Genomic DNA, 19,138 nt, shown 5'->3' with positions numbered 1-19,138 from the left:
GGAGCAAGACATGACGGAACCAACCCGGCTGGCTATCGTTTACGGCAGCACCCGTCCGGGCCGCTTATGTGACCGGGTGGTCAATTGGGTCGCTCGGGAATTGGTGCACTATCCCCTTCTCGAAATCGATGTGATCGATCCTCTCGAATTCGATTTGCCGTTCCAGCATGACCGCACGCACGACGGCGTCGCCGCCCTTTCCGCGCGGCTCGCCGCAGCGGACGCCTTCATCATCATCACACCGGAATATAATCATAGCTTTACGGCCTCGCTGAAGTTCGTGCTCGATCTCGTCTACGAACCCTGGCACGGCAAGCCCGTCGCCTTCGTTTGCTATGGCGGCATTTCCGGCGGCCTGCGCGCCGTGGAGCAATTGCGGCTGGTCTTCGCCGAGCTGCATACCGTGACCGTGCGCGATACCGTCAGCTTTGCCAATCCGTGGGGCCGGTTTGCCGAGGACGGCACGCTGGAAAATCCGCTCGAAGCCAGAAAATCCCTCGTTCTCATGATCGCGCGGCTGACCTGGTGGAGCAATGCCCTGAAGCCGGCTCGCGGAACGCGTCCCTACCGCTCCATCGCCGCTTGATCGGTCCCGGCAACATGTGAATCCGGCCTCTCGTTTCTGGCAGGTGCGAGAGATCGGTTCGACGCCCGGGCCTTGCATTAAAGGCTCGGGCGTCATGCTTTCAAGGATCCATCTTGCCGAAATCGCCGTGATGACCTAACCCAATGCAGAGGAGTTTCGGCGGACACGGAAATGGAGCATGACAGGCGTCTGGGAGGAGCGGATTTCATGCGCGCCGTCGCATGTCTGATGGTGCTTGTGCACCATCTCGTGCTCCGCATGAATTTCTACAAAATCCCCCCAGATTTGGACGTGACCTTCTTGATCGGACGTTTCGGCAATCACGGCGTTTCGGCCTTCTTCGTTCTGAGCGGCTTCCTCCTCGCCCGCCCCTTCTGGTTGGCACTCGACGGTGGTCACCCCCTGCCGTCACTGAGAATCTACGCCATGCGCCGCGCAGCACGCGTCCTGCCGGGCTTCTGGTTCGCTCTAACCGTCGGCTTTGTGATTAGCTTCACAGTCTATGGCTTTCCGTTCGATATGGAGCTTGTGGGCCGATACATCGCCGGCTTCTTCCTGATGAGCCAGTGGCATTGGCGCACCTTTTTCCCGGTGCAGGGAGACGGCCCTCTATGGTCGATCCCCTTCGAGACGACCTGCTATGTCCTGATGCCAATCGGCTTCCTGCTGCTGTTCCATCCGAAGCTGAGATCACGCTCCCCACTCGTCAGCCGCCTCCTTTGGATCGGGATCATCGCGGTATCGCTGATCGGCCATTCGCTGGTCGTTACCTATTTCCCGACGGATAGCGTCGGGCGGGGATGGCAATACGGCTTCCAGGGCGGCGCCAAGGAATGGATGCCGCGCTACAACCCTATCGGCTTCTTCGCAATATTTGCGATCGGCGCGCTGGCCGCCGGAATCCAGACCATCCTCTCGGCTCGCCGCTCGGTGATCTACGATATCATCGGAGCGCTCGCGATCGCCATGGGTGCATGGCAATTGCCGCAGTCCATTGGCGGTGCGGCGGAAGGCTACGCTTGGCTCGGCGTTCCCTATCAATTCCCAGCGCTTCCCCTGGCGGTCGCCATTGCGCTTGCTGCGCTCCCGCAATCACGGTTTCTGGCAAAATTGCTCGACAACCGCCTGAGCCGCTACATCGCCACAGTCTCTTTCGGCGTCTATATCTGGCAGGATATTGTGCTTACCTTGATGCCTCAGCTCTTCCCGTCTTCCTTCGGCACCGGCTCGGATGACGTACTTGGCGGCTGGATCACATCAAGCCTCGTCGCAACCGCAATCATCTTCGCCATCGGCACGCTGAGCTATGTGCTGCTCGAGCGCCCCGTCATGCGTTGGACGCGCACCCGAGAAACGACAATGATGCGGCCCGCCACCGCGTGACGGGCCGGCACGCGAAACTGTCGTAAGGACGGCTCGGCCTAGATGCGCGTCGCCTTCAGGCGCTCCTCGTCGAGAACGATGCCGAGACCGGGCGCAACGCCCAGATCCAGCCAGCCGGCATGATGCTTGAGCGGCGACGCCATCGGATAATCACGGCGGGCCTCGCTCCACTCCGGATTGTCATAGGGATATTCGAGCCAGGCGGCATCGGCAACACCGGCAGTCAGATGCGCATTGGCGAGCACGCCTATGCCGTTCGTCCAGGAATGCGGCGTAAATTGCACGCCCGCCTCGCGCGCCTGATAGGCGAGGCGCCGGCAACCGGTGATACCGCCGACGAGCGCGACATCGGGCTGGATGACGTCAAAGGCGCGCTCCTCGATGATATCGCGGAATTCATAGAGTTCGCGCGTCATCTCGCCGCCGACGATGCGCACCGAAGTCGCCTGTTTCAACTCCTTCATGCCCTTGCGGTCCGAGCGGTAAAGCGGCTCCTCCATCCAGTAGACGCCGAGCCGCTCCAATTCCCTCGCGACAGCAAGCGCATCCTTGAAGGTCCACGGCAATGTCGTATCCCATGGCATGCGCCAGCCCTGATTGCAGTCGACCATCAGCTCCAGACGGTCGCCGACGCGGGCGCGGATCGCTTCGAGCGCCTTGACGTCCTCACGCCAGCCGCCACGCCCGCCCGAGGACGAGGAGAAGCGCACCTTCATGGCCGGAAAGCCCTCATCGATATAGCGCTCGGCTTGATCGGCCATAGCGGAGGGTTCGCGCAGCACGCCAGAGGATGCATAGAGCCGAACGCGGCTGGCGCGACCGCCGAGCATCCGCCAGACCGGCTCGCCGGTGATCTTACCGGAAAGGTCCCACAGCGCCAGATCCATCGGCCAGCAGCGGCCGTAATGGAAGTTGATATGCGAGAGGACTTCATAATGCCGTTCGACATGCCGCGGGTCCTGCCCAATGAACAGATCCTCGTGGCCTTCGAAACCCTTCATAAGGTCGCCGGAGCCGATGCCTTCCCGGCCCTCATCATCCCTGACGCGGACAATGGTCGCATCGAAATGCTTGCGCGGGCGCCCATCCCAGCTCGCCTTGAACGCCGGATCGAGCGGCAGGCAATGATGGGTGATTTCGATGGAAACAATCTTGCTCATTATGGCTCCCCTTTATCCTCCGGGCATGATCCCCAAAGCGTTACCGCCTTGAAGGGGATCATCCCGATATCAATCTCTCAGCCGAACTGCTGCCAGATCGTCTTGTAATCGCAGTACTTGTCGATCGCATGCACCGAACGGTCACGACCGAAGCCGGACTGCTTGAAACCGCCGAACGGCGTGGCGAAGTTCGACATGTCATAGGTGTTGATCCACACCGTACCCGCATGGATCTCTTCGGAAAAGCGGTGAGCGCGATCCATGTCCTTGGTAAAGACCCCACCGGCCAGCCCATAGATCGTGTCGTTGGCGATCTTCAGCGCTTCCTCTTCGGTATCGAAGGGGATGGCTGCGAGAACCGGGCCGAAGATCTCCTGACGCGCCAGGCTCATATCGTTGGTCATGTCGACGAAGACACCCGGCGAAACATAATAGCCGCCGCTCTCGCTCAGGACGCGCTCGGCGCCGAAGACACGGCGTGCGCCTTCCTTCTCACCGGCTGCGATCATCGCCAGCACCTTGTTCATATGCTCTTCCTCGATCAAGGCACCGATCTGCGCCGAGGGATCGAGGGGATGCTTGAGCGCTATGTCGGAGCGAGTCACTGCCTCGATCTTCTCGATCAGTCTGTCCTGCACCGAACGCTGCACGATGAGGCGGGTCGAAGCATGGCAGGTCTCGCCGGAATTATAGAAGCAACCCCAGGCAGCCGCGACGGCGGCGGCATCGAGATCGGCGTCTTCGAAGACGACCAGCGGCGACTTGCCGCCGAGCTCCAGCGCCACGCGCTTGACGTTCGATTGTGCCGCATAACCCATGATCAGCTTGCCGACTTCGGTCGAGCCGGTAAAGGCGATCATGTCGACATCCATATGCAGCGCCAGCGGCTTGCCAGTCTCCTCGCCGTAGCCCGTGACGACGTTGAAGACACCGGCGGGAATACCGGCTTCGATCGCGAGTTCGGCAAGACGAATGGCGGAAAGCGAGGACTGTTCGGCCGGCTTCAGCACGACGGAATTGCCGGCAGCGATTGCTGGCCCCAGCTTCCAGGCATCGATGATCATCGGATAGTTCCAGGGCGTGATCGCTCCGATGACACCGAGAGGCACCTTGCGCACCAGTGCCCGGGCGTTCGGGCCGGTCGGCGCAATCTCGTCATACATCTTGTCGATCATTTCGCCGTAGAACTGGATGCCGTCGGCGCAGAGGCGCACATCGACACCAAGCGACGCCATGACCGGCTTGCCGACATCGATCGTCTCCAGCATGGCCAGCTCATCACCATTGGCACGAATGAGATCGGCCCATTTCAGCATGATCTTCTTCTTTTCCAACGGCTCCTTCTTGCGCCAGGTGCCGCTTTCGAAGGCAGCGCGGGCGGAGGCGACCGCAGCATCGATATCGGCGGCATCGCCGCGCGCAAGCTCAGCACCGGGTTTGCCATCCATCGGCCGGATGCGGGTGAAGGTCTCGCCCGAGGCGGCGGCGCGATGAACGCCGTTTATGAAGTGACGCCCTTCCGGCTTAAGGCCGGAGAGAACGCTTTCCCAATAGTCGCGCGTATAATTCTTGGTCATTTCAGATTCCTTTCGGCAGCGCCATGATGCTGGCGGCAAAGCGGTCGATATCGGCATCCGTCACGTCGCGGATCGTCGAGCGCCTCATGGGCTGGTTTTCGGGTGCGCGCATTTCGCGGGCAAGGTCGGTGTCATTGAAGGGTTTGAAGGCAACCGGAAGCGAGCGCGTGATCCCGCAGCGATCCATCCAGCCGGAGACGAACGCAGGAAGTTCAGCGGCACTCCTGACACCACATGCCTTCGCGGCAGCATTGAGTTCCGGCGTATCGGCTTCGACCAGCCAGCCAAGCGTCGCTTCGAAACCGAGCGCGGTCGCGAGACCATGATGAACGGGGCCAAGGCCCGCCAGGGCATGGCTGATATTATGCGCGATCGCCGTGCCGCAATTGTCGATAGCAATGCCGGCAAAGCAGGAGCCGAGCAGCACATCGCCGCGCGCCGCAATATCATCAGGGTGCTTTACAGCCGTCTCAAGAGCACTGGTGATCAAACGCAGCGCCTGATGCGCATAGAATTGCGCACCGCGATGCGTGTTGCGGTTCGTCGCCGCCTCGAAGGCATGGATAAAGGCATCGAGGCCGCACCATGCCGTCAGGTTGGCGGGCAAGGTCTTCGTCAGCGCCGGATCGAGAATGACGAGATCGGCCTTTGTTTCCGGTCCCCAGATCCAGAGCTTCTTGCCCTCGGGACCGGCGAAGATATTCGTGGCCGAGGTCTCCGAACCGGTGCCGGCGGTCGTCGGGATCATGATCTTCTTCAGTGGGTTTTTCGGCAGCGGGTTGGCCGCCAGCGCATAATGCATCGGATCCTCGCCCGACGCGATGCAGCAGGCGACAATCTTGCCAATGTCGAGCGCCGAGCCGCCTCCGATGCCGATCACCATATCGGCGCCCTGCCCCGCGGCGATCGCAGCATGCAGATGCGCAAGTTTCGGCTCGCCGGCAAAGTCGGAAAAGACCTGCGTCTTTACGCCCACTTCGGCAAGCTCGGCGCTGATCTTCGCGGCAAGGCCGGACTGCGCCAGGAAGGCGTCGATGACAAGCAGAACGGCACCGACGCCATCGAAGGATTTGACCGCAGCGGGAAGGCCGGAGAGCGCATCCTCACCGAAGCGTATGTCAGGAATGGCGGAAATGGAAAAGGACACGCGGGATCACCTTAGAAAAGCACCTGAAAATGATGTCACAATCCTGCATCACAATTTCAGATCTTCAAATCCAGGCAATTATCGGGAATATTGATGATCTGAAGTTATGGAGGGCCGATGCTAGAAAAAATACCGCTGGAGGCCTTCCGCGTGTTCGATGCGGCTGCGCGGGCCATGAACTTTTCACGCGCCGGTCGCGAGCTGAACATCACCCAGGCCGCCGTCAGCCGCCGCATCAAGGGGCTTGAAGATCATCTCGGCGCGACACTCTTTACCCGGCGCGGCCGAAACCTGACGCTGACGCCGGATGGTGAGCGGCTGTTTCAGCGCGTACGGGCTACGCTGGAATATCTGGAGGAAAGCCTTGAGCCTTTTCGCACCGGGACGGGCGAGATCATTTCCATTGCGGCAAGCGGCTCCATCTCGCATCTCTGGCTCGGGCAGCGGCTGAGGGATTTCGGCAAGGAGAGCCCGGGTATCTCGGTGCGCCTGCTGACGACGGACGTGCATTCCGAACTCGCCTCAGAGAACAACGACCTCATCATCATCTATTCCACGGGCGAGCACCCGCGCTGGAGCCTGACGCCGCTGCTGAAGGAGGTGTTGGTGCCGATCGCATCGCCCGACTATCTGGCGGTTCGCGGCCTCGACCCGCAGGCGCTGACACCGGTCGACATCGCCGGGCTTGATCTCATCGACTATGAGCGCGCCAACGCCCACTGGATCAGTTTCCGCCAATGGTTCGGCCGCATCGGCGATCCGCTGAAGGGCAAGCTGCCGCGACCGCGGCTTTCCTTCTCGACCTACATCATGGCGGTGGAAGCAGCCCTCAGGGGTGAAGGCATAGCGCTCGGCAGTCTCGGCCTCATCGAGGAATATCTGCAATCCGGCGCGCTCGTCACCATCGGCAAAGACCGCGTGGAGAGCGGCTTCGGATACTATCTCGGCGCCCCGCGCTTTCGCTCGCTCTCCCCTGAGGCAGTGCAATTGCATCGGTTCCTGCTTGAAGGGCAACAAGCCTGATACGATTTCGCGACGGCTATTCTCGCCGTCCGGGCGCAGGAACCCGCTCGCTTGCAGCAGTTACGGTCTCTCCCCACCCGCCCTCGTGGTTCGAGGGCGCTTACGCGCCGCCTCACCATGAGGCTGATCTTCCCACGCTGCTGCCAAACTACCGCGAAGCATCAAAGCGTATCGATGACCGGGCCAGCCAACTCCATCCTCGCCCTGAGGTGCGACGCCTCCTCGGCTTGTCGAAGGGGCGTAGCCTCGAAGGGCCAGGATGGCCCGCCCCGGGCCTTCCAACAAAAAAGCGGCCCATAGGGACCGCTTTCATCTCACTCATCATCGCCAGGCCGCATCAATCCTGCGGGATCGAGCCGCGCAGATGCGTAAGTTCCATGATGAAATGTTCCAGGCGCGACTTGTGCTCGTGATGCTCGGCATCCTCAAGCTCAGCCTTGGCCGCATTGATGCGGCGATCCAGCTCATCGCGGCTCATATCTTCCACCGGAACGGCAGATTCGGCGAGCAGCGTGCAACCGGTCGGCAGGATATCGGCAAAACCGCCGAATACGACGTAGTCCTGCTTCTTGCCCGAAGCCGAATGCACCTTGACGACGCCCGGCTTGATCGTGGTCATGGTCGGCGCATGGTTCGCCATGACCGTCATCTCGCCTTCGCTGGCGGGGATGACGACATCGATAACCTGTTCCGACAGCAGCAGGCGCTCCGGAGAAACCAGTTCGAAATTGAAATTGTCAGCCATGGCCCGTCACTTTTCGATTGTCTTATTCGCAAGGCAAAGGCGCGCAGGCAATGCCGCGCGCCGATGGATTGGCCTGATTAGGCAGCCAGCTTCTTGGCCTTTTCGATCGCTTCGTCGATCGAGCCAACCATGTAGAAGGCAGCTTCCGGCAGGTGGTCGTATTCGCCGTTGACGAGGCCCTTGAAGCCCTTGATCGTGTCTTCGAGAGCGACGAGCTTGCCCGGCGAGCCGGTGAAGACTTCGGCGACGAAGAACGGCTGCGACAGGAAGCGCTCGATCTTGCGGGCGCGGGCAACGGCCAGCTTGTCGTCTTCGGAAAGTTCGTCCATGCCGAGGATGGCGATGATATCCTGCAGGGCCTTGTAGCGCTGGAGCGTCGACTGAACCTTACGAGCAATTTCGTAGTGCTCTTCGCCGACGACCAGCGGGTCGAGCATGCGCGAGGTGGAGTCGAGCGGGTCGACGGCCGGGTAGATACCCTTTTCAGCGATCGAGCGCGACAGAACCGTCGTTGCGTCCAAGTGGGCGAACGAGGTTGCCGGAGCCGGGTCGGTCAAATCGTCGGCGGGAACGTAAATAGCCTGAACAGAGGTAATCGAGCCCGTCGTCGTGGTGGTGATGCGTTCCTGCATCTGACCCATGTCGGTAGCGAGCGTCGGCTGATAACCAACGGCCGAAGGAATACGGCCGAGCAGAGCCGACACTTCCGAACCAGCCTGCGTGAAGCGGAAGATGTTGTCGACGAAGAACAGAACGTCCTGGCCTTCATCGCGGAAGTTTTCAGCAACCGTCAGACCGGTCAGAGCGACGCGTGCGCGTGCGCCCGGCGGCTCATTCATCTGGCCGTAAACCAGCGCAGCCTTGGAGCCTTCGCCGCCGCCATGCTTGTTGACGCCCGATTCGATCATTTCGTGGTAGAGGTCGTTGCCTTCGCGGGTACGTTCACCCACGCCTGCGAAGACCGAGTAACCACCGTGCGCCTTGGCGACGTTGTTGATCAGTTCCATGATGAGAACGGTCTTGCCAACGCCGGCGCCGCCGAACAGGCCGATCTTGCCGCCCTTTGCATAAGGAGCGAGCAGGTCGACGACCTTGATGCCGGTGACGAGGATCTGTGCTTCCGTGGACTGCTCGACGTAGGACGGAGCATCCTGGTGGATGGCGCGCTTCTTGGCAGTGTTCAGCGGACCGGCTTCGTCGACCGGCTCACCGATGACGTTCATGATACGGCCGAGCGTCTCATGTCCGACCGGAACGGAGATCGGTGCGCCCGTGTCCTTGACCGGCTGGCCGCGAACCAGACCTTCGGTGGAGTCCATGGCGATCGTACGAACGGAGTTTTCGCCGAGGTGCTGTGCGACTTCGAGAACCAGACGATTGCCGTTGTTGTCGGTTTCAAGCGCATTCAGGATTGCCGGGAGTTCGCCGTCGAAAGCAACGTCCACAACGGCGCCGATAACCTGCGTAACCTTACCGACAGAACCTGCGGGGGTAGCTGCGTCAGCCATATTCTTACCCTCTTTTCCTAACCTCAGAGCGCTTCCGCGCCCGAAATGATTTCAATCAATTCCTTGGTGATCTGAGCCTGGCGCTGACGGTTGTAGCTCAACGTCAGCTTATTGATCATCTCACCAGCGTTGCGCGTCGCATTATCCATCGCGCTCATCTTGGCGCCCATCTCGCCGGCGACGTTTTCGAGCAACGCGCGGAAGATCTGGACGGAGATGTTGCGCGGGATAAGGTCCGCGAGGATCGAAGCCGCATCCGGCTCGTATTCGTAGACGGCGCCCTTGTGGGCTGCATCTTCTTCGACGACGGCAGGAGCCGAAGCCGGGATGAGCTGCTGTGCCGTCGGCACCTGGCTGATCACCGACTTGAATTCGGAGTAGAACAGCGTGCAAACGTCGAATTCGCCAGCTTCGAACATTTCGATAACGCGCTTGCCGATGACATCGGCATTGTCGAAACCGATACGCTTGACGTCGCGCAGTTCCTTGCGCTCGACGATCAGCGATGCATATTCGCGGCGAAGAACGTCATAGCCCTTCTTGCCGACGGTGAAGATCTTCACCGTCTTGCCTTCGGCCAGAAGCTTGCGGGCATGATCACGGGCGAAGCGCGAGATCTGCGAGTTGAAGCCGCCACAAAGGCCGCGTTCGGCCGTGCAGACGACGAGCAGATGCACATCGCTCTTGCCGTTTCCGGTCATCAGCAGCGGCGCACCGTCAGCATCGCTGACGGCAGCCGAGATGTTAGCCAGAACAGCAGCCATGCGCTGCGAGTAAGGCCGGGCGGCCTCGGCCGCCTCCTGCGCACGCCGAAGCTTCGCCGCCGCGACCATTTTCATCGCCTTGGTGATCTTCTGCGTCGCCTTGACGGAGGCGATCCGGTTTTTCAGATCCTTGAGTGAAGGCATCCTTGGTCCGTCCTAGAGCTTGGGCCCGATTACGTGAAAGACTTTACGAAGCTGTCGAGAGCAGCGGTGAGCTTGCCCTTCGTCGCATCGCTGATGGCCTTTTCGGTGCGGATGGTGTCGAGGATGTCCTTGCCTTCCGAGCGGAGGTACGACAGCAGACCCTGCTCGAACTTGCCGACCTGGTTGACAGGTAGCTTGTCGAGGTAGCCGTTGACGCCGGCGAATATCACCGCAACCTGCTCTTCCGTCTTCAGCGGCGAGAACTGCGGCTGCTTCAGGAGTTCCGTCAGACGCGAACCACGGTTCAGCAGGCGCTGCGTTGCGGCATCGAGGTCGGAACCGAACTGGGCGAAGGCGGCCATTTCGCGATACTGGGCGAGTTCGCCCTTGATCGAGCCGGCAACCTGCTTCATCGCCTTGATCTGAGCGGACGAACCAACGCGCGAAACCGAGAGACCGACGTTAACAGCCGGGCGGATGCCCTGATAGAACAGGTCGGTTTCGAGGAAGATCTGGCCGTCGGTGATCGAGATCACGTTGGTCGGAATGAAGGCCGAAACGTCGTTACCCTGCGTTTCGATGACCGGGAGAGCGGTGAGCGAACCAGCGCCCTTCTCGTCGTTCATCTTTGCAGCGCGCTCGAGGAGACGCGAGTGCAGGTAGAAAACGTCGCCCGGATAAGCTTCGCGGCCCGGCGGGCGGCGCAGCAGCAGCGACATCTGACGGTAGGCAACGGCCTGCTTGGAAAGGTCGTCGTAGCCGATCAGCGCGTGCTGGGCGTTGTCACGGAAGTATTCGCCCATGGCGCAACCGGCGAACGGAGCCAGGAACTGCATCGGAGCCGGATCGGAAGCGGTCGCAGCGACAATGATCGAGTACTTCAATGCGCCGCGCTCTTCGAGCACCTTGACGAACTGGGCAACGGTCGAACGCTTCTGGCCGACGGCGACGTAGACGCAGTACAGCTTTTCGCTGTCCGGACCGGCATCGTGGATGGCCTTCTGGTTCAGGATCGTGTCGAGAATGATGGCGGTCTTGCCGGTCTGGCGGTCGCCGATGACGAGCTCGCGCTGGCCGCGGCCAACCGGGATCAGAGCGTCGATGGCCTTGAGGCCGGTCGACATCGGCTCATGAACCGACTTGCGCGGAATGATGCCGGGAGCCTTGACGTCGACGCGCGAACGGCGGGTCGCGTTGATCGGGCCTTTGCCGTCGATCGGGTTACCGAGAGCGTCGACGACGCGGCCGAGCAGTTCCGGACCAACCGGAACGTCGACGATGGCGCCGGTACGCTTGACGGTGTCGCCTTCCTTGATGTCGCGGTCGGAGCCGAAAATAACCACACCGACGTTGTCGGCTTCCAGGTTCAGCGCCATACCGCGGATGCCGCCGGGGAACTCGACCATTTCACCGGCCTGGACATTGTCCAGACCGTAGACGCGGGCGATACCGTCACCGACGGAGAGAACCTGGCCGACTTCGGAGACTTCAGCTTCCTTGCCGAAGTTTTTGATCTGATCTTTCAGAATTGCGGAAATTTCCGCGGCGCGGATATCCATCAGCCGACCTCTTTCAATGCAAGCTTAAGGGTGGAGAGTTTGGTGCGAAGGGACGTATCGATCTGGCGGGAACCGACCTTGACGATCAGACCACCGAGGATCGAAGGATCGACCGTGACGGCTATTGCCACGTCCTTGCCGGTGACGCCCTTCAGCGCCGCCTTCAATTCATCTTCCTGCGCCTGAGTGAGCGCATGAGCCGAGGTAACCTCGGCGGAAATCTCGCCGCGATGCTGTGCGGCGATGATGCGGAAAGCCTTGACCATGCCCGGCAGCGCAAAAAGGCGCCGATTGCTGGCCACAAGCTTCAAGAAATTGGTGACGTAAGCGCCGAAGCCGACCTTCGTTGCCAGTGCCTGGATCGCACCGACCTGCTCGTCGGCCGAGAAGACCGGGCTGAGGACGAAACGCTTCAGATCGTCGCTCTCGTCGAGCATGGCTTGGAACCGATCGAGATCGGCAGTCACTGCCGGCACTGCACCCTCTTCAAGGGCCAAATCGAACAGCGACGAGGCATATCGTTCTGCAACGCCAGAAACATGCTGGGATGTGTCTGCCACGGGCACAAAATTCCCTGATTTCAACCCAAGAACCCGACTCCCGGAAAACGGAAGCCATATGCCCTTGAATTCGTTTTGATTTCCCCCAGAAATCAGCAGGAATACGCTCCTGCCTCATCCGAAATTCGGGGTTCGTCTAACATAGGATATTGAGACTCGCAACACGCGTATTCGCCGAATACGCCATTCGGGCGAATTTATGATGGCAAAAATTCAAAAGCATGGGGATAGCGCGTGCAAATACGGCCGCGCAGAAGCCCTTTTCGGCTCAAATATAGCCCAGCCCGTACAGGAAAGGTAGCGCGGCAAGAATCGCCTGCACAACCAGAAGGAGAAGACTGACGATTACACTGCCGCGGTCGGACATTATCGCGAGAATGCGGCCGAACGCCGCGACGCCGAAGGACGCGCCAAGCGCAAGATAAATCATCGGCTGCGCAAGCAGGATCGCCACAAGCCCGAAGCCGAGCATGAAACCGCCGGCCGAGCGCGCCTCACCGTAGGCTTCCGTTCGTCCTTCGCGCACCTGAAGCTTGAGAATACGATAGGTGTAACCCGGCGCAAACATCATGAAGAAGCCGATCAGCGCCGTTGCTGCGGCCGAACAATAGGCGAGCCGCTCGCCGAATTCGGTCGGAAAATAAAGCTCCATCGGTCACCCTCAAAAATCAGCCGCGCGCAAATCACGTAAGTGAGACGGCGACTTATGGCATGATCCGGTCAGACAGGGAAAGGCGCAGTCAATATATCTGCCGCGCCAATCACAGAAAGCTTTGCGGATCGATGTCGAGTTGCACCTGTATGGAGCCGCGCTCCTTCGGTGATTGAGCCAGCATCGCTCGAAGGAAGGCCTGCATATCGGAATTGCGCCGGCCATGCACCAGCAGGCGGAAACGGTGGCGGCCACGCACGAGCGCGATCGGCGCCTCGGCCGGGCCAAGCACCGCAATGCCGGAAACCTGCGGTGCGGCGTTGCGCATGCCGCGGGCATGGGCCTCCGCATCCTGCCTGCTATCGGCTGAGACGATGATCGAGGCCAGCCGGCCGAAGGGCGGCAAGATGGCCCTTTCGCGCTCCAAAATCTCGCGCTCGTAGAAGGCACCGGCATCGCCAGAAACGATTGCCTGCATGACCGGATGCTGCGGCTGATAGGTCTGCAGCAATCCGTGGCTCTTCAAGCCCGTTCGCCCCGCTCGACCCGTGACCTGCGACAGGAGCTGGAATGTCCGTTCGGCCGCGCGCGGATCGCCATTGGCAAGGCCGAGATCCGCATCGACGATGCCGACCAGCGTCATCAGCGGAAAATTATGACCCTTGGCGACGAGCTGCGTGCCGATGACGATATCGGCCTCGCCCTTGGCGATCGCATCGAGCTCCAGTCTCAGCCGCTTGACGCCACCCGCAATGTCTGAGGAGAGCATGATCGTCCGCGCGTCGGGGAAGTGGCGCTCCACCTCCTCCGCAATACGCTCGACGCCCGGCCCGCAGGCGACGAGATGATCGAGCGTGCCGCATTCCGGGCAGGCTTCCGGCGTGCGCTCGGCATAGCCGCATTGGTGGCACTGAATCTGGTTGCGGAACCGGTGCTCCACCAGCCAGCTCGAACATTGCGGGCACTGGAAACGATGGCCGCAGACACGGCAGAGCGTCAGCGGCGCATAGCCGCGCCTGTTGAGGAACAACAGCGCCTGCTCGCCCTTGGCGACCGTCTTGCCAATCGCGCGCAACAGCACCGGCGAAAGGAAGCCGCCGCGCTCCGGCGCGTGCCGGCGCATGTCGATCAGATGCAGGTCGGGAAGTGCCGCATCGCCATAGCGCGTCGGCAAATGGATTGTCGTGTAGCGCCCGCTCTGGCCGTTGACCTGGCTTTCGACCGAGGGCGTTGCCGACACCAGCACGACCGGGAAATCGCCGATGCGGCCGCGCACCACGGCCATGTCCCGCGCATTATAATAGACGCGATCCTCCTGCTTGTAGGCAGGATCATGTTCTTCGTCGACGATGATGAGGCCGAGATCCTCGAATGGCAGGAACAGCGCCGAGCGAGCGCCGGCCACGACCCTGACTTCGCCCGTGACGGCCTGACGCCAGACCTTCTCGCGCATTTTCGGCGCAAGATCGGAATGCCATTCGGCCGGCTTGGCGCCGAAGCGATCCTGAAAGCGCTCGAGAAAGCTTGCCGTCAGCGCGATCTCCGGCAACAGGATCAGCACCTGCTTGCCGCGCCTCAGTGTTTCGGCAATGGCCTCGAAATAGACCTCGGTCTTGCCGGACCCGGTGACGCCGTCGATCAGCGAAACTGCGAACTCACCCTTGCGCACATCGGCCAGGATCTCGTCGGCCGCATCCTTCTGCGGCCCCTGCAGCCGCGAGGCGGTAAATTCCGGATCGGGCTTGGCGACCACCGGCGGTGGCGGCAGGAAGATGGTCTCGAAAATGCCTTGCGAGATCAACCCGTCGACGACGCTGGTGGAAACACCGGCCGCGTGTGCGAGGCCAAGCCGCGTCCAGGACAACCCATCGGCGGCAATCTCCATTACCTTGGCGCGGGCCGGCGTCAGCCTCTCCGGCTGACCTCCGATGAAATGTAGGCCCTCGATCATCGGCTCAGGATCGAAGGCGGCGGGCGCGCGGAGTGCCATGCGCGCCACAAGCCCCGGCGGCGACAGCGTGTAAGTGGCAACCCAATCGATGAAATCGCGCATTTGCTTGCCGAGCGGCGGACAATCGAACACATGGCTGATCGGCCGCAGCTTCTTCGGATCGACGCCACCATCATCATCGCCATCCCAGACGACGCCGATGACCTGCCGCGGCCCGAGCGGCACCTGCACGACGGAGCCCGGCTCCACCGCCATGCCCTCCGGCACGGCATAGGAATAGGCCCTCGGCGCCGGCATCGGCACGAGAACGGGAACCGTACGGCTCATCACAGATTTCGCGGGCGCCGCCTCGAAAAGCGCACCGAACAGATCGGAAGAATCTTTGCTCATTGCGCCAGACCATGCCCCGGACGGATGCAAAAGAAAACCCGGGAGTGTTATACGATCACCCGCAAAATGCGAATGGTCTGCAGCTGTGGAGAGTATTCCGCGTTAGGCAATGATGCCGACAAGGACCATTTTCCGCACGAGGCAGATATTAATTTTAGAAGTCCACATATTTCATCATATCGGGAAATCGGCGAAGTAGATCATCACAATCTTCGCTCTTGAAGCTTTCAGTCAACCTATGAAGGATTTCAAGTTTATCCGGGTCTTGACTGTCTCTAAATCGCATTCCCAGTCGGTCGCTCTTCTCGGTCTCTTCGAAATAGATGTTGCAATAATCCCTCATCGCGGCCACGGCGGCAAGCCGATGCACCTCATATGCCGAGAGAGGCAAGGAAGGCCCGGACGGTGTCGGTGCCCAAGTGCTATGCATCAGCCCCCAAACATGTTCGACAGATTCAACCACGGTAGGCCCCATAGTCACCACCATGGTGAGCAATGCTCCGGTTGCCATCCCATAGACGAAGTTTCGCATTGGTATCCGTGGTGCTGAATATGAGGGCTGGCTACTCGAACAGGAACGGCAATTATGAACTGCCTAAGCGATTTTGTGATTTGAAAATCTCTCGCTCACCAAGTGAAACGGCGACCGAAGGAGCCATAGGAGCCCGGCGCCGATCCGCTTGGATCTAGCTGATTATCCCGTTGGACTCTGTCCTCCCATCGCCGGCGTTCGGCCGCTTTGTCTTTAGCGGGACCTGTCAATTTGCTCGCCGCTACGGGATGAGATTGACCGCCAGCTCCGCCGACCGTCGAGCAGGAAACAAAGAAAAATGCGGGAAAAATACTCAGAATGCCTAGGGCAACTGCCCTCGTGAGCCCACAGTAGACCGCATGCATAGACATCCCCAATGCTCTCGTTGGCCATCTCCAGTAAAAAGGAGGTTATTCGATTTCGCATCGAGTGGAAACCGGAGGCTATTCGGATTTCCCTGTGATGGACAGGAACCGATGCTCCGGGCTCACATTGCTCTCGGTGCCGGCAGAGACAGGAGAACCGTACGGCTCATCACAGGCTTTGCGGGTGCCGCCTCGAAAAGCGCACTGAACAGATCGGAAGAATCTTTGCTCATTGCGCCAAACCATGCCCCGGACGGACGCAAAAGGAAACCCGGGAGTGGTGGACGACTAAAGGCAAAATGGGGATGGCATCCAAATGCGGTGAATATCAGGGCCTGTACATCAATACCTTCAATAGTCGGTGTTGGCCGCAGCGGAGCAGCGGGTAGCATATCCATTGTCAATCTCAGTCAAGGCAGTAGCTGCTGGATGGCACGAGAAACAGTAACCCTCACCAGCCGCGTGACAGCCTTTACTACCTCTAGTATTTCATGATCAACGGCCACCCTGGGAGAGGCTTCCATGAAAAAATCCATCATAGCCCTGACGGCGGCACTTGCGACGTGCACCCACATCGCCAGAACGACACCCGCTTTTGCGACAGATGATGCATGCGCGCCTGTCAGGGCGATGTCGGAAAAACTCAATGCCACGTCACGGGCTCGACTGGACGGCACCAGTCGTCTCATGGCAATCAGTTTCACCAGCCTATTTGTTGATGCCAAACAGTGGTGGCGTGAAGGTTCAGAGCCGTGGCACGTAGAACCGCGCCAATATTCAAAAACCAGTGATCTCGAGAATTGCCAACATGTTGGCAGCGAAACGATAGATGGCGTTCGAACCGAGATTTGGTCCTACGACCACCTGTCTCCCGAACAGGTTGACTCCATTAAGATTTGGATATCCGTTGAGACAGGACTTCCATTAAAATCCCATTTTAAGCGGGTTGAACAAAAAAACGGAGTCGAATGGGACGGTATTTATACTTACAGCCCTGATATCAAAGATCCCGCCTGAACTCGGCACGTCATCCTCGACAGTGATGCCTTGTTAGCATCCTATAAATGCTGTCGGAAATGAGCCGACGTGAGTACCTCCCCTGACCAACGCATCTGCTAAACACATCCACCAACATTAGAGATTGTTTTACACAGCAGACAGCCTGCCGCCCTCACGAATCCGAAGGGTCGGCCGATCAAAATCGTCATTGTTAATTATCGCATCGGCGGAAAAAGCAGGCGCAGCCAGGCTTTCATAGAGAGCAAAGGCGGGCCGGTATCGATCGGCGTAGAGCTGGCGGGTCGTCTCCGCTCCGCCCAGAAGTGCCGTGTCACGTGCAATGCCGCGCTGCTCGGAGACATGTTCGGAGGTTTCGACAAAGATGGCGAGGTCCCAGCCTTGCCGCAGCTCCGGCCGCTGCAGAAAGGTGCCGTCGACGATGAGGATCGCGTCATTTGGCGCGAATTGCGGATCCTGTTCGATCGGCACGTCCTTGTGCAGATCGAACGAGGCCGTGCGATACCACCTGTCGCCGCCAGGCCCCAGGGGTTTCAAAAGCAGCGCATGGATGGCGGGAAAATCACGCGCATCGTAATAGTAACCTTCGGCGGAATGCCGACCGCGCGCATAACGCTCCACCTTCGGCCGATGGAAGCCATCGATCGAGGTGCGGATGATTTGTCGCCCGCGGCCTCTGAGGCACTCGGCCAATTCGTTCGCCAGCGTGGTCTTGCCCGAAGCCGTCCTGCCGTCGATCGCGACGCGAAGCGGCCGCGCCATTTCCCGGCTCGCAATCATGGCTGCCAAGTCGTTCAAGAGAGCAGCTCTATCCGCTGAGGTCATGTCGGCAATCCCATTTCAATAAATCTAAGTGCTAAAAATCCCGGCCGAAATTTGCCCTTGCCGATTTCCCCGGGACATTGAGCAGGTACGGTAAAAGCTCCAACATCTATTATTCATCGCCCTCATCGATCATGCCGGTCAGCCGCATGCCGTCGATCCAGGTGGAGCCGTCCTCGCGGACTACGCGGCGCGGCTTTGCGCCGCAGCGCTCACGCACGGCCTGCGCCAAAACCTCGGAATGGGTAACGATCCAGATCTGGCTGGTCTTGGCCGCCTGCGCGATCATATCGGCAAGCGGCGGCAGCATGTCTGGATGCAAGCTCGCCTCCGGCTCGTTGAGCGCGATCAGCGGAGGCAGGCGATAGGACATCAAGGCGGCAGCAAGGCCGAGAAAACGAATCTGGCCGTCGGAAAGCTCGCGCGGCTGGAAGACGCGGTTGGGAAACTCGGGCAGCATCAACCCGAAATCCGCCGTTTCCTGCGGCTCGGGTACGACAAGCCGCGCGCCACCGAGCGCCGCGGCAAGAACCCGATCCAGTTCGACCGTATCTCCTCGTATATGCGCGAGCGTCGCGAATACAGCGGCAATATTGGCTCCGTCCTCATCCAGCATTGGCGACGTGACCGCGAGACAAGGCCCGCGCAGCGGCGAAGCGCGATCAGTGCGGAAGCCATGAAAGAAGCGCCAGGCGTCAACAGCTCGCCGGAAGGTGCCAATCTCCGGATAATGTCCGGCATCGCCAAGCAGCGCGATTGCAGTTTCCGACGGTAAAGCCTGCTCACGATAGGCTTCCATACGTCCAGTTTCGCCGCGCACCGAAATACCGGCCCCTTCGCGCTTCATCATCGTCACCGGCCTGCGCCCGGCTTCGAACGAAAGTACCTCGGCCTTGATTTGCGGCTCGAGAGAAAACCCCGCGGCAGTCGGCGGCTTCATGCCGGCCTCGATCCAGTAGCGGAAGGTCGCGGCGCGCTCCATGTCGAGCAACTCGACATCGAAGCGGATGCGCGCAGACTCATGCGAACGACGCTTGCCCGACCACATGGTCGAGAACATGCCACCTTCGCCGGAGATTTCATGCGCCAGCCGGCCGCGAACCGCCGCCTGCACCAGCTGCAGCGAGCGATAGAGGTTGGATTTGCCGACACCATTCTCGCCGATGAACAGGTTGACATCGGAGAGATCCATTCGGATCGAGCGCAAGGAGCGATAGTTCCGGGCAGACATGGAGCGTAGCAGCATGCCCTGC

At 60.3% G+C, this 19,138-nt stretch carries 17 protein-coding genes; 4 read left to right on the top strand and 13 right to left on the bottom strand.

The features are described from left to right. Nucleotides 1–10 precede the first annotated feature (10 nt). On the top strand, nucleotides 11–586 hold the full coding sequence (locus tag GGD46_RS27435; protein ID WP_184709815.1) for an NADPH-dependent FMN reductase: 576 nt from the start codon (nucleotides 11–13) through the stop codon (nucleotides 584–586). Nucleotides 587–757: 171 nt separating this feature from the next. Continuing rightward, complete coding sequence (locus tag GGD46_RS27430; protein WP_184709813.1) at nucleotides 758–1,969, top strand: acyltransferase; 1,212 nt, start codon at nucleotides 758–760, stop codon at nucleotides 1,967–1,969. A gap of 38 nt (nucleotides 1,970–2,007) precedes the next feature. Here GGD46_RS27430 and GGD46_RS27425 read toward each other — a convergent pair whose 3' ends face one another. The 3 genes from GGD46_RS27425 to GGD46_RS27415 form a co-directional block, all read right to left on the bottom strand. After that, nucleotides 2,008–3,129: a mandelate racemase/muconate lactonizing enzyme family protein gene (locus GGD46_RS27425; RefSeq protein WP_184709811.1), complete on the bottom strand. Its 1,122-nt coding sequence runs from the start codon at nucleotides 3,127–3,129 to the stop codon at nucleotides 2,008–2,010. A gap of 77 nt (nucleotides 3,130–3,206) precedes the next feature. After that, complete coding sequence (locus tag GGD46_RS27420) at nucleotides 3,207–4,706, bottom strand: aldehyde dehydrogenase family protein (RefSeq protein WP_184709809.1); 1,500 nt, start codon at nucleotides 4,704–4,706, stop codon at nucleotides 3,207–3,209. 1 nt (nucleotide 4,707) lies between these two features. Beyond that, nucleotides 4,708–5,853, bottom strand: coding sequence for an iron-containing alcohol dehydrogenase (locus GGD46_RS27415; protein ID WP_184709807.1), 1,146 nt, complete (start codon nucleotides 5,851–5,853; stop codon nucleotides 4,708–4,710). Nucleotides 5,854–5,970: 117 nt separating this feature from the next. Between GGD46_RS27415 and GGD46_RS27410 the strand changes: the two genes are divergently transcribed. Further along, nucleotides 5,971–6,876 (top strand): LysR substrate-binding domain-containing protein, encoded by a 906-nt coding sequence (locus tag GGD46_RS27410; RefSeq protein WP_184709805.1) that lies wholly within the window; start codon nucleotides 5,971–5,973, stop codon nucleotides 6,874–6,876. Between the two features lie 337 nt (nucleotides 6,877–7,213). On the opposite strand, the gene GGD46_RS27405 is transcribed toward GGD46_RS27410, so the two are convergent. From GGD46_RS27405 to GGD46_RS27370, 8 genes are all read right to left on the bottom strand, one after another. After that, nucleotides 7,214–7,621: a F0F1 ATP synthase subunit epsilon gene (locus GGD46_RS27405; RefSeq protein WP_113215361.1), complete on the bottom strand. Its 408-nt coding sequence runs from the start codon at nucleotides 7,619–7,621 to the stop codon at nucleotides 7,214–7,216. A 77-nt stretch (nucleotides 7,622–7,698) separates the two neighbouring features. Then, nucleotides 7,699–9,129, bottom strand: coding sequence for a F0F1 ATP synthase subunit beta (gene atpD, locus GGD46_RS27400; RefSeq protein WP_112504441.1), 1,431 nt, complete (start codon nucleotides 9,127–9,129; stop codon nucleotides 7,699–7,701). Between the two features lie 23 nt (nucleotides 9,130–9,152). Continuing rightward, the gene (locus GGD46_RS27395; protein ID WP_184709803.1) at nucleotides 9,153–10,037 is read right to left on the bottom strand and encodes a F0F1 ATP synthase subunit gamma; all 885 of its coding nucleotides are present in this window, start codon (nucleotides 10,035–10,037) and stop codon (nucleotides 9,153–9,155) included. 29 nt (nucleotides 10,038–10,066) lie between these two features. Next, entirely contained in the window at nucleotides 10,067–11,596 is a 1,530-nt protein-coding gene (gene atpA, locus GGD46_RS27390; RefSeq protein ID WP_184709801.1) for a F0F1 ATP synthase subunit alpha, read from the bottom strand. Next, entirely contained in the window at nucleotides 11,596–12,162 is a 567-nt protein-coding gene (locus GGD46_RS27385; RefSeq protein WP_184709799.1) for a F0F1 ATP synthase subunit delta, read from the bottom strand. The genes atpA and GGD46_RS27385 overlap by 1 nt, the downstream gene beginning before the upstream one ends. Before the next feature lie 262 nt (nucleotides 12,163–12,424). After that, on the bottom strand, nucleotides 12,425–12,808 hold the full coding sequence (locus GGD46_RS27380; RefSeq protein ID WP_184709797.1) for a DUF4345 domain-containing protein: 384 nt from the start codon (nucleotides 12,806–12,808) through the stop codon (nucleotides 12,425–12,427). A 109-nt stretch (nucleotides 12,809–12,917) separates the two neighbouring features. Then, on the bottom strand, nucleotides 12,918–15,149 hold the full coding sequence (locus GGD46_RS27375) for a primosomal protein N' (RefSeq protein ID WP_184709795.1): 2,232 nt from the start codon (nucleotides 15,147–15,149) through the stop codon (nucleotides 12,918–12,920). Nucleotides 15,150–15,303: 154 nt separating this feature from the next. Further along, nucleotides 15,304–15,681, bottom strand: a complete 378-nt coding sequence (locus GGD46_RS27370; RefSeq protein WP_184709793.1) for a hypothetical protein — start codon at nucleotides 15,679–15,681, stop codon at nucleotides 15,304–15,306. Between the two features lie 887 nt (nucleotides 15,682–16,568). On the opposite strand from GGD46_RS27370, the gene GGD46_RS27365 reads away from it, so the two are divergent. Beyond that, nucleotides 16,569–17,063 carry a hypothetical protein gene (locus GGD46_RS27365; protein WP_184709791.1) on the top strand — a complete coding sequence of 165 codons (495 nt, stop codon included), beginning with the start codon at nucleotides 16,569–16,571 and terminating at the stop codon, nucleotides 17,061–17,063. Nucleotides 17,064–17,192: 129 nt separating this feature from the next. On the opposite strand, the gene GGD46_RS27360 is transcribed toward GGD46_RS27365, so the two are convergent. Further along, nucleotides 17,193–17,888: a uridylate kinase gene (locus GGD46_RS27360; protein WP_184709789.1), complete on the bottom strand. Its 696-nt coding sequence runs from the start codon at nucleotides 17,886–17,888 to the stop codon at nucleotides 17,193–17,195. Between the two features lie 109 nt (nucleotides 17,889–17,997). Then, the gene (locus GGD46_RS27355; RefSeq protein ID WP_184709787.1) at nucleotides 17,998–19,131 is read right to left on the bottom strand and encodes an AAA family ATPase; all 1,134 of its coding nucleotides are present in this window, start codon (nucleotides 19,129–19,131) and stop codon (nucleotides 17,998–18,000) included. Between the last annotated feature and the right edge of the window lie 7 nt (nucleotides 19,132–19,138).

The sequence above is a fragment of the Martinezella lusitana genome (assembly GCF_014207095.1).
In the GTDB taxonomy this organism is placed as follows: Bacteria; Pseudomonadota; Alphaproteobacteria; order Rhizobiales; family Rhizobiaceae; genus Rhizobium; species Rhizobium lusitanum_B.
Note: the sequence above shows the minus strand (reverse complement) of the source record. Positions and strands in the feature narration are given on the sequence as shown.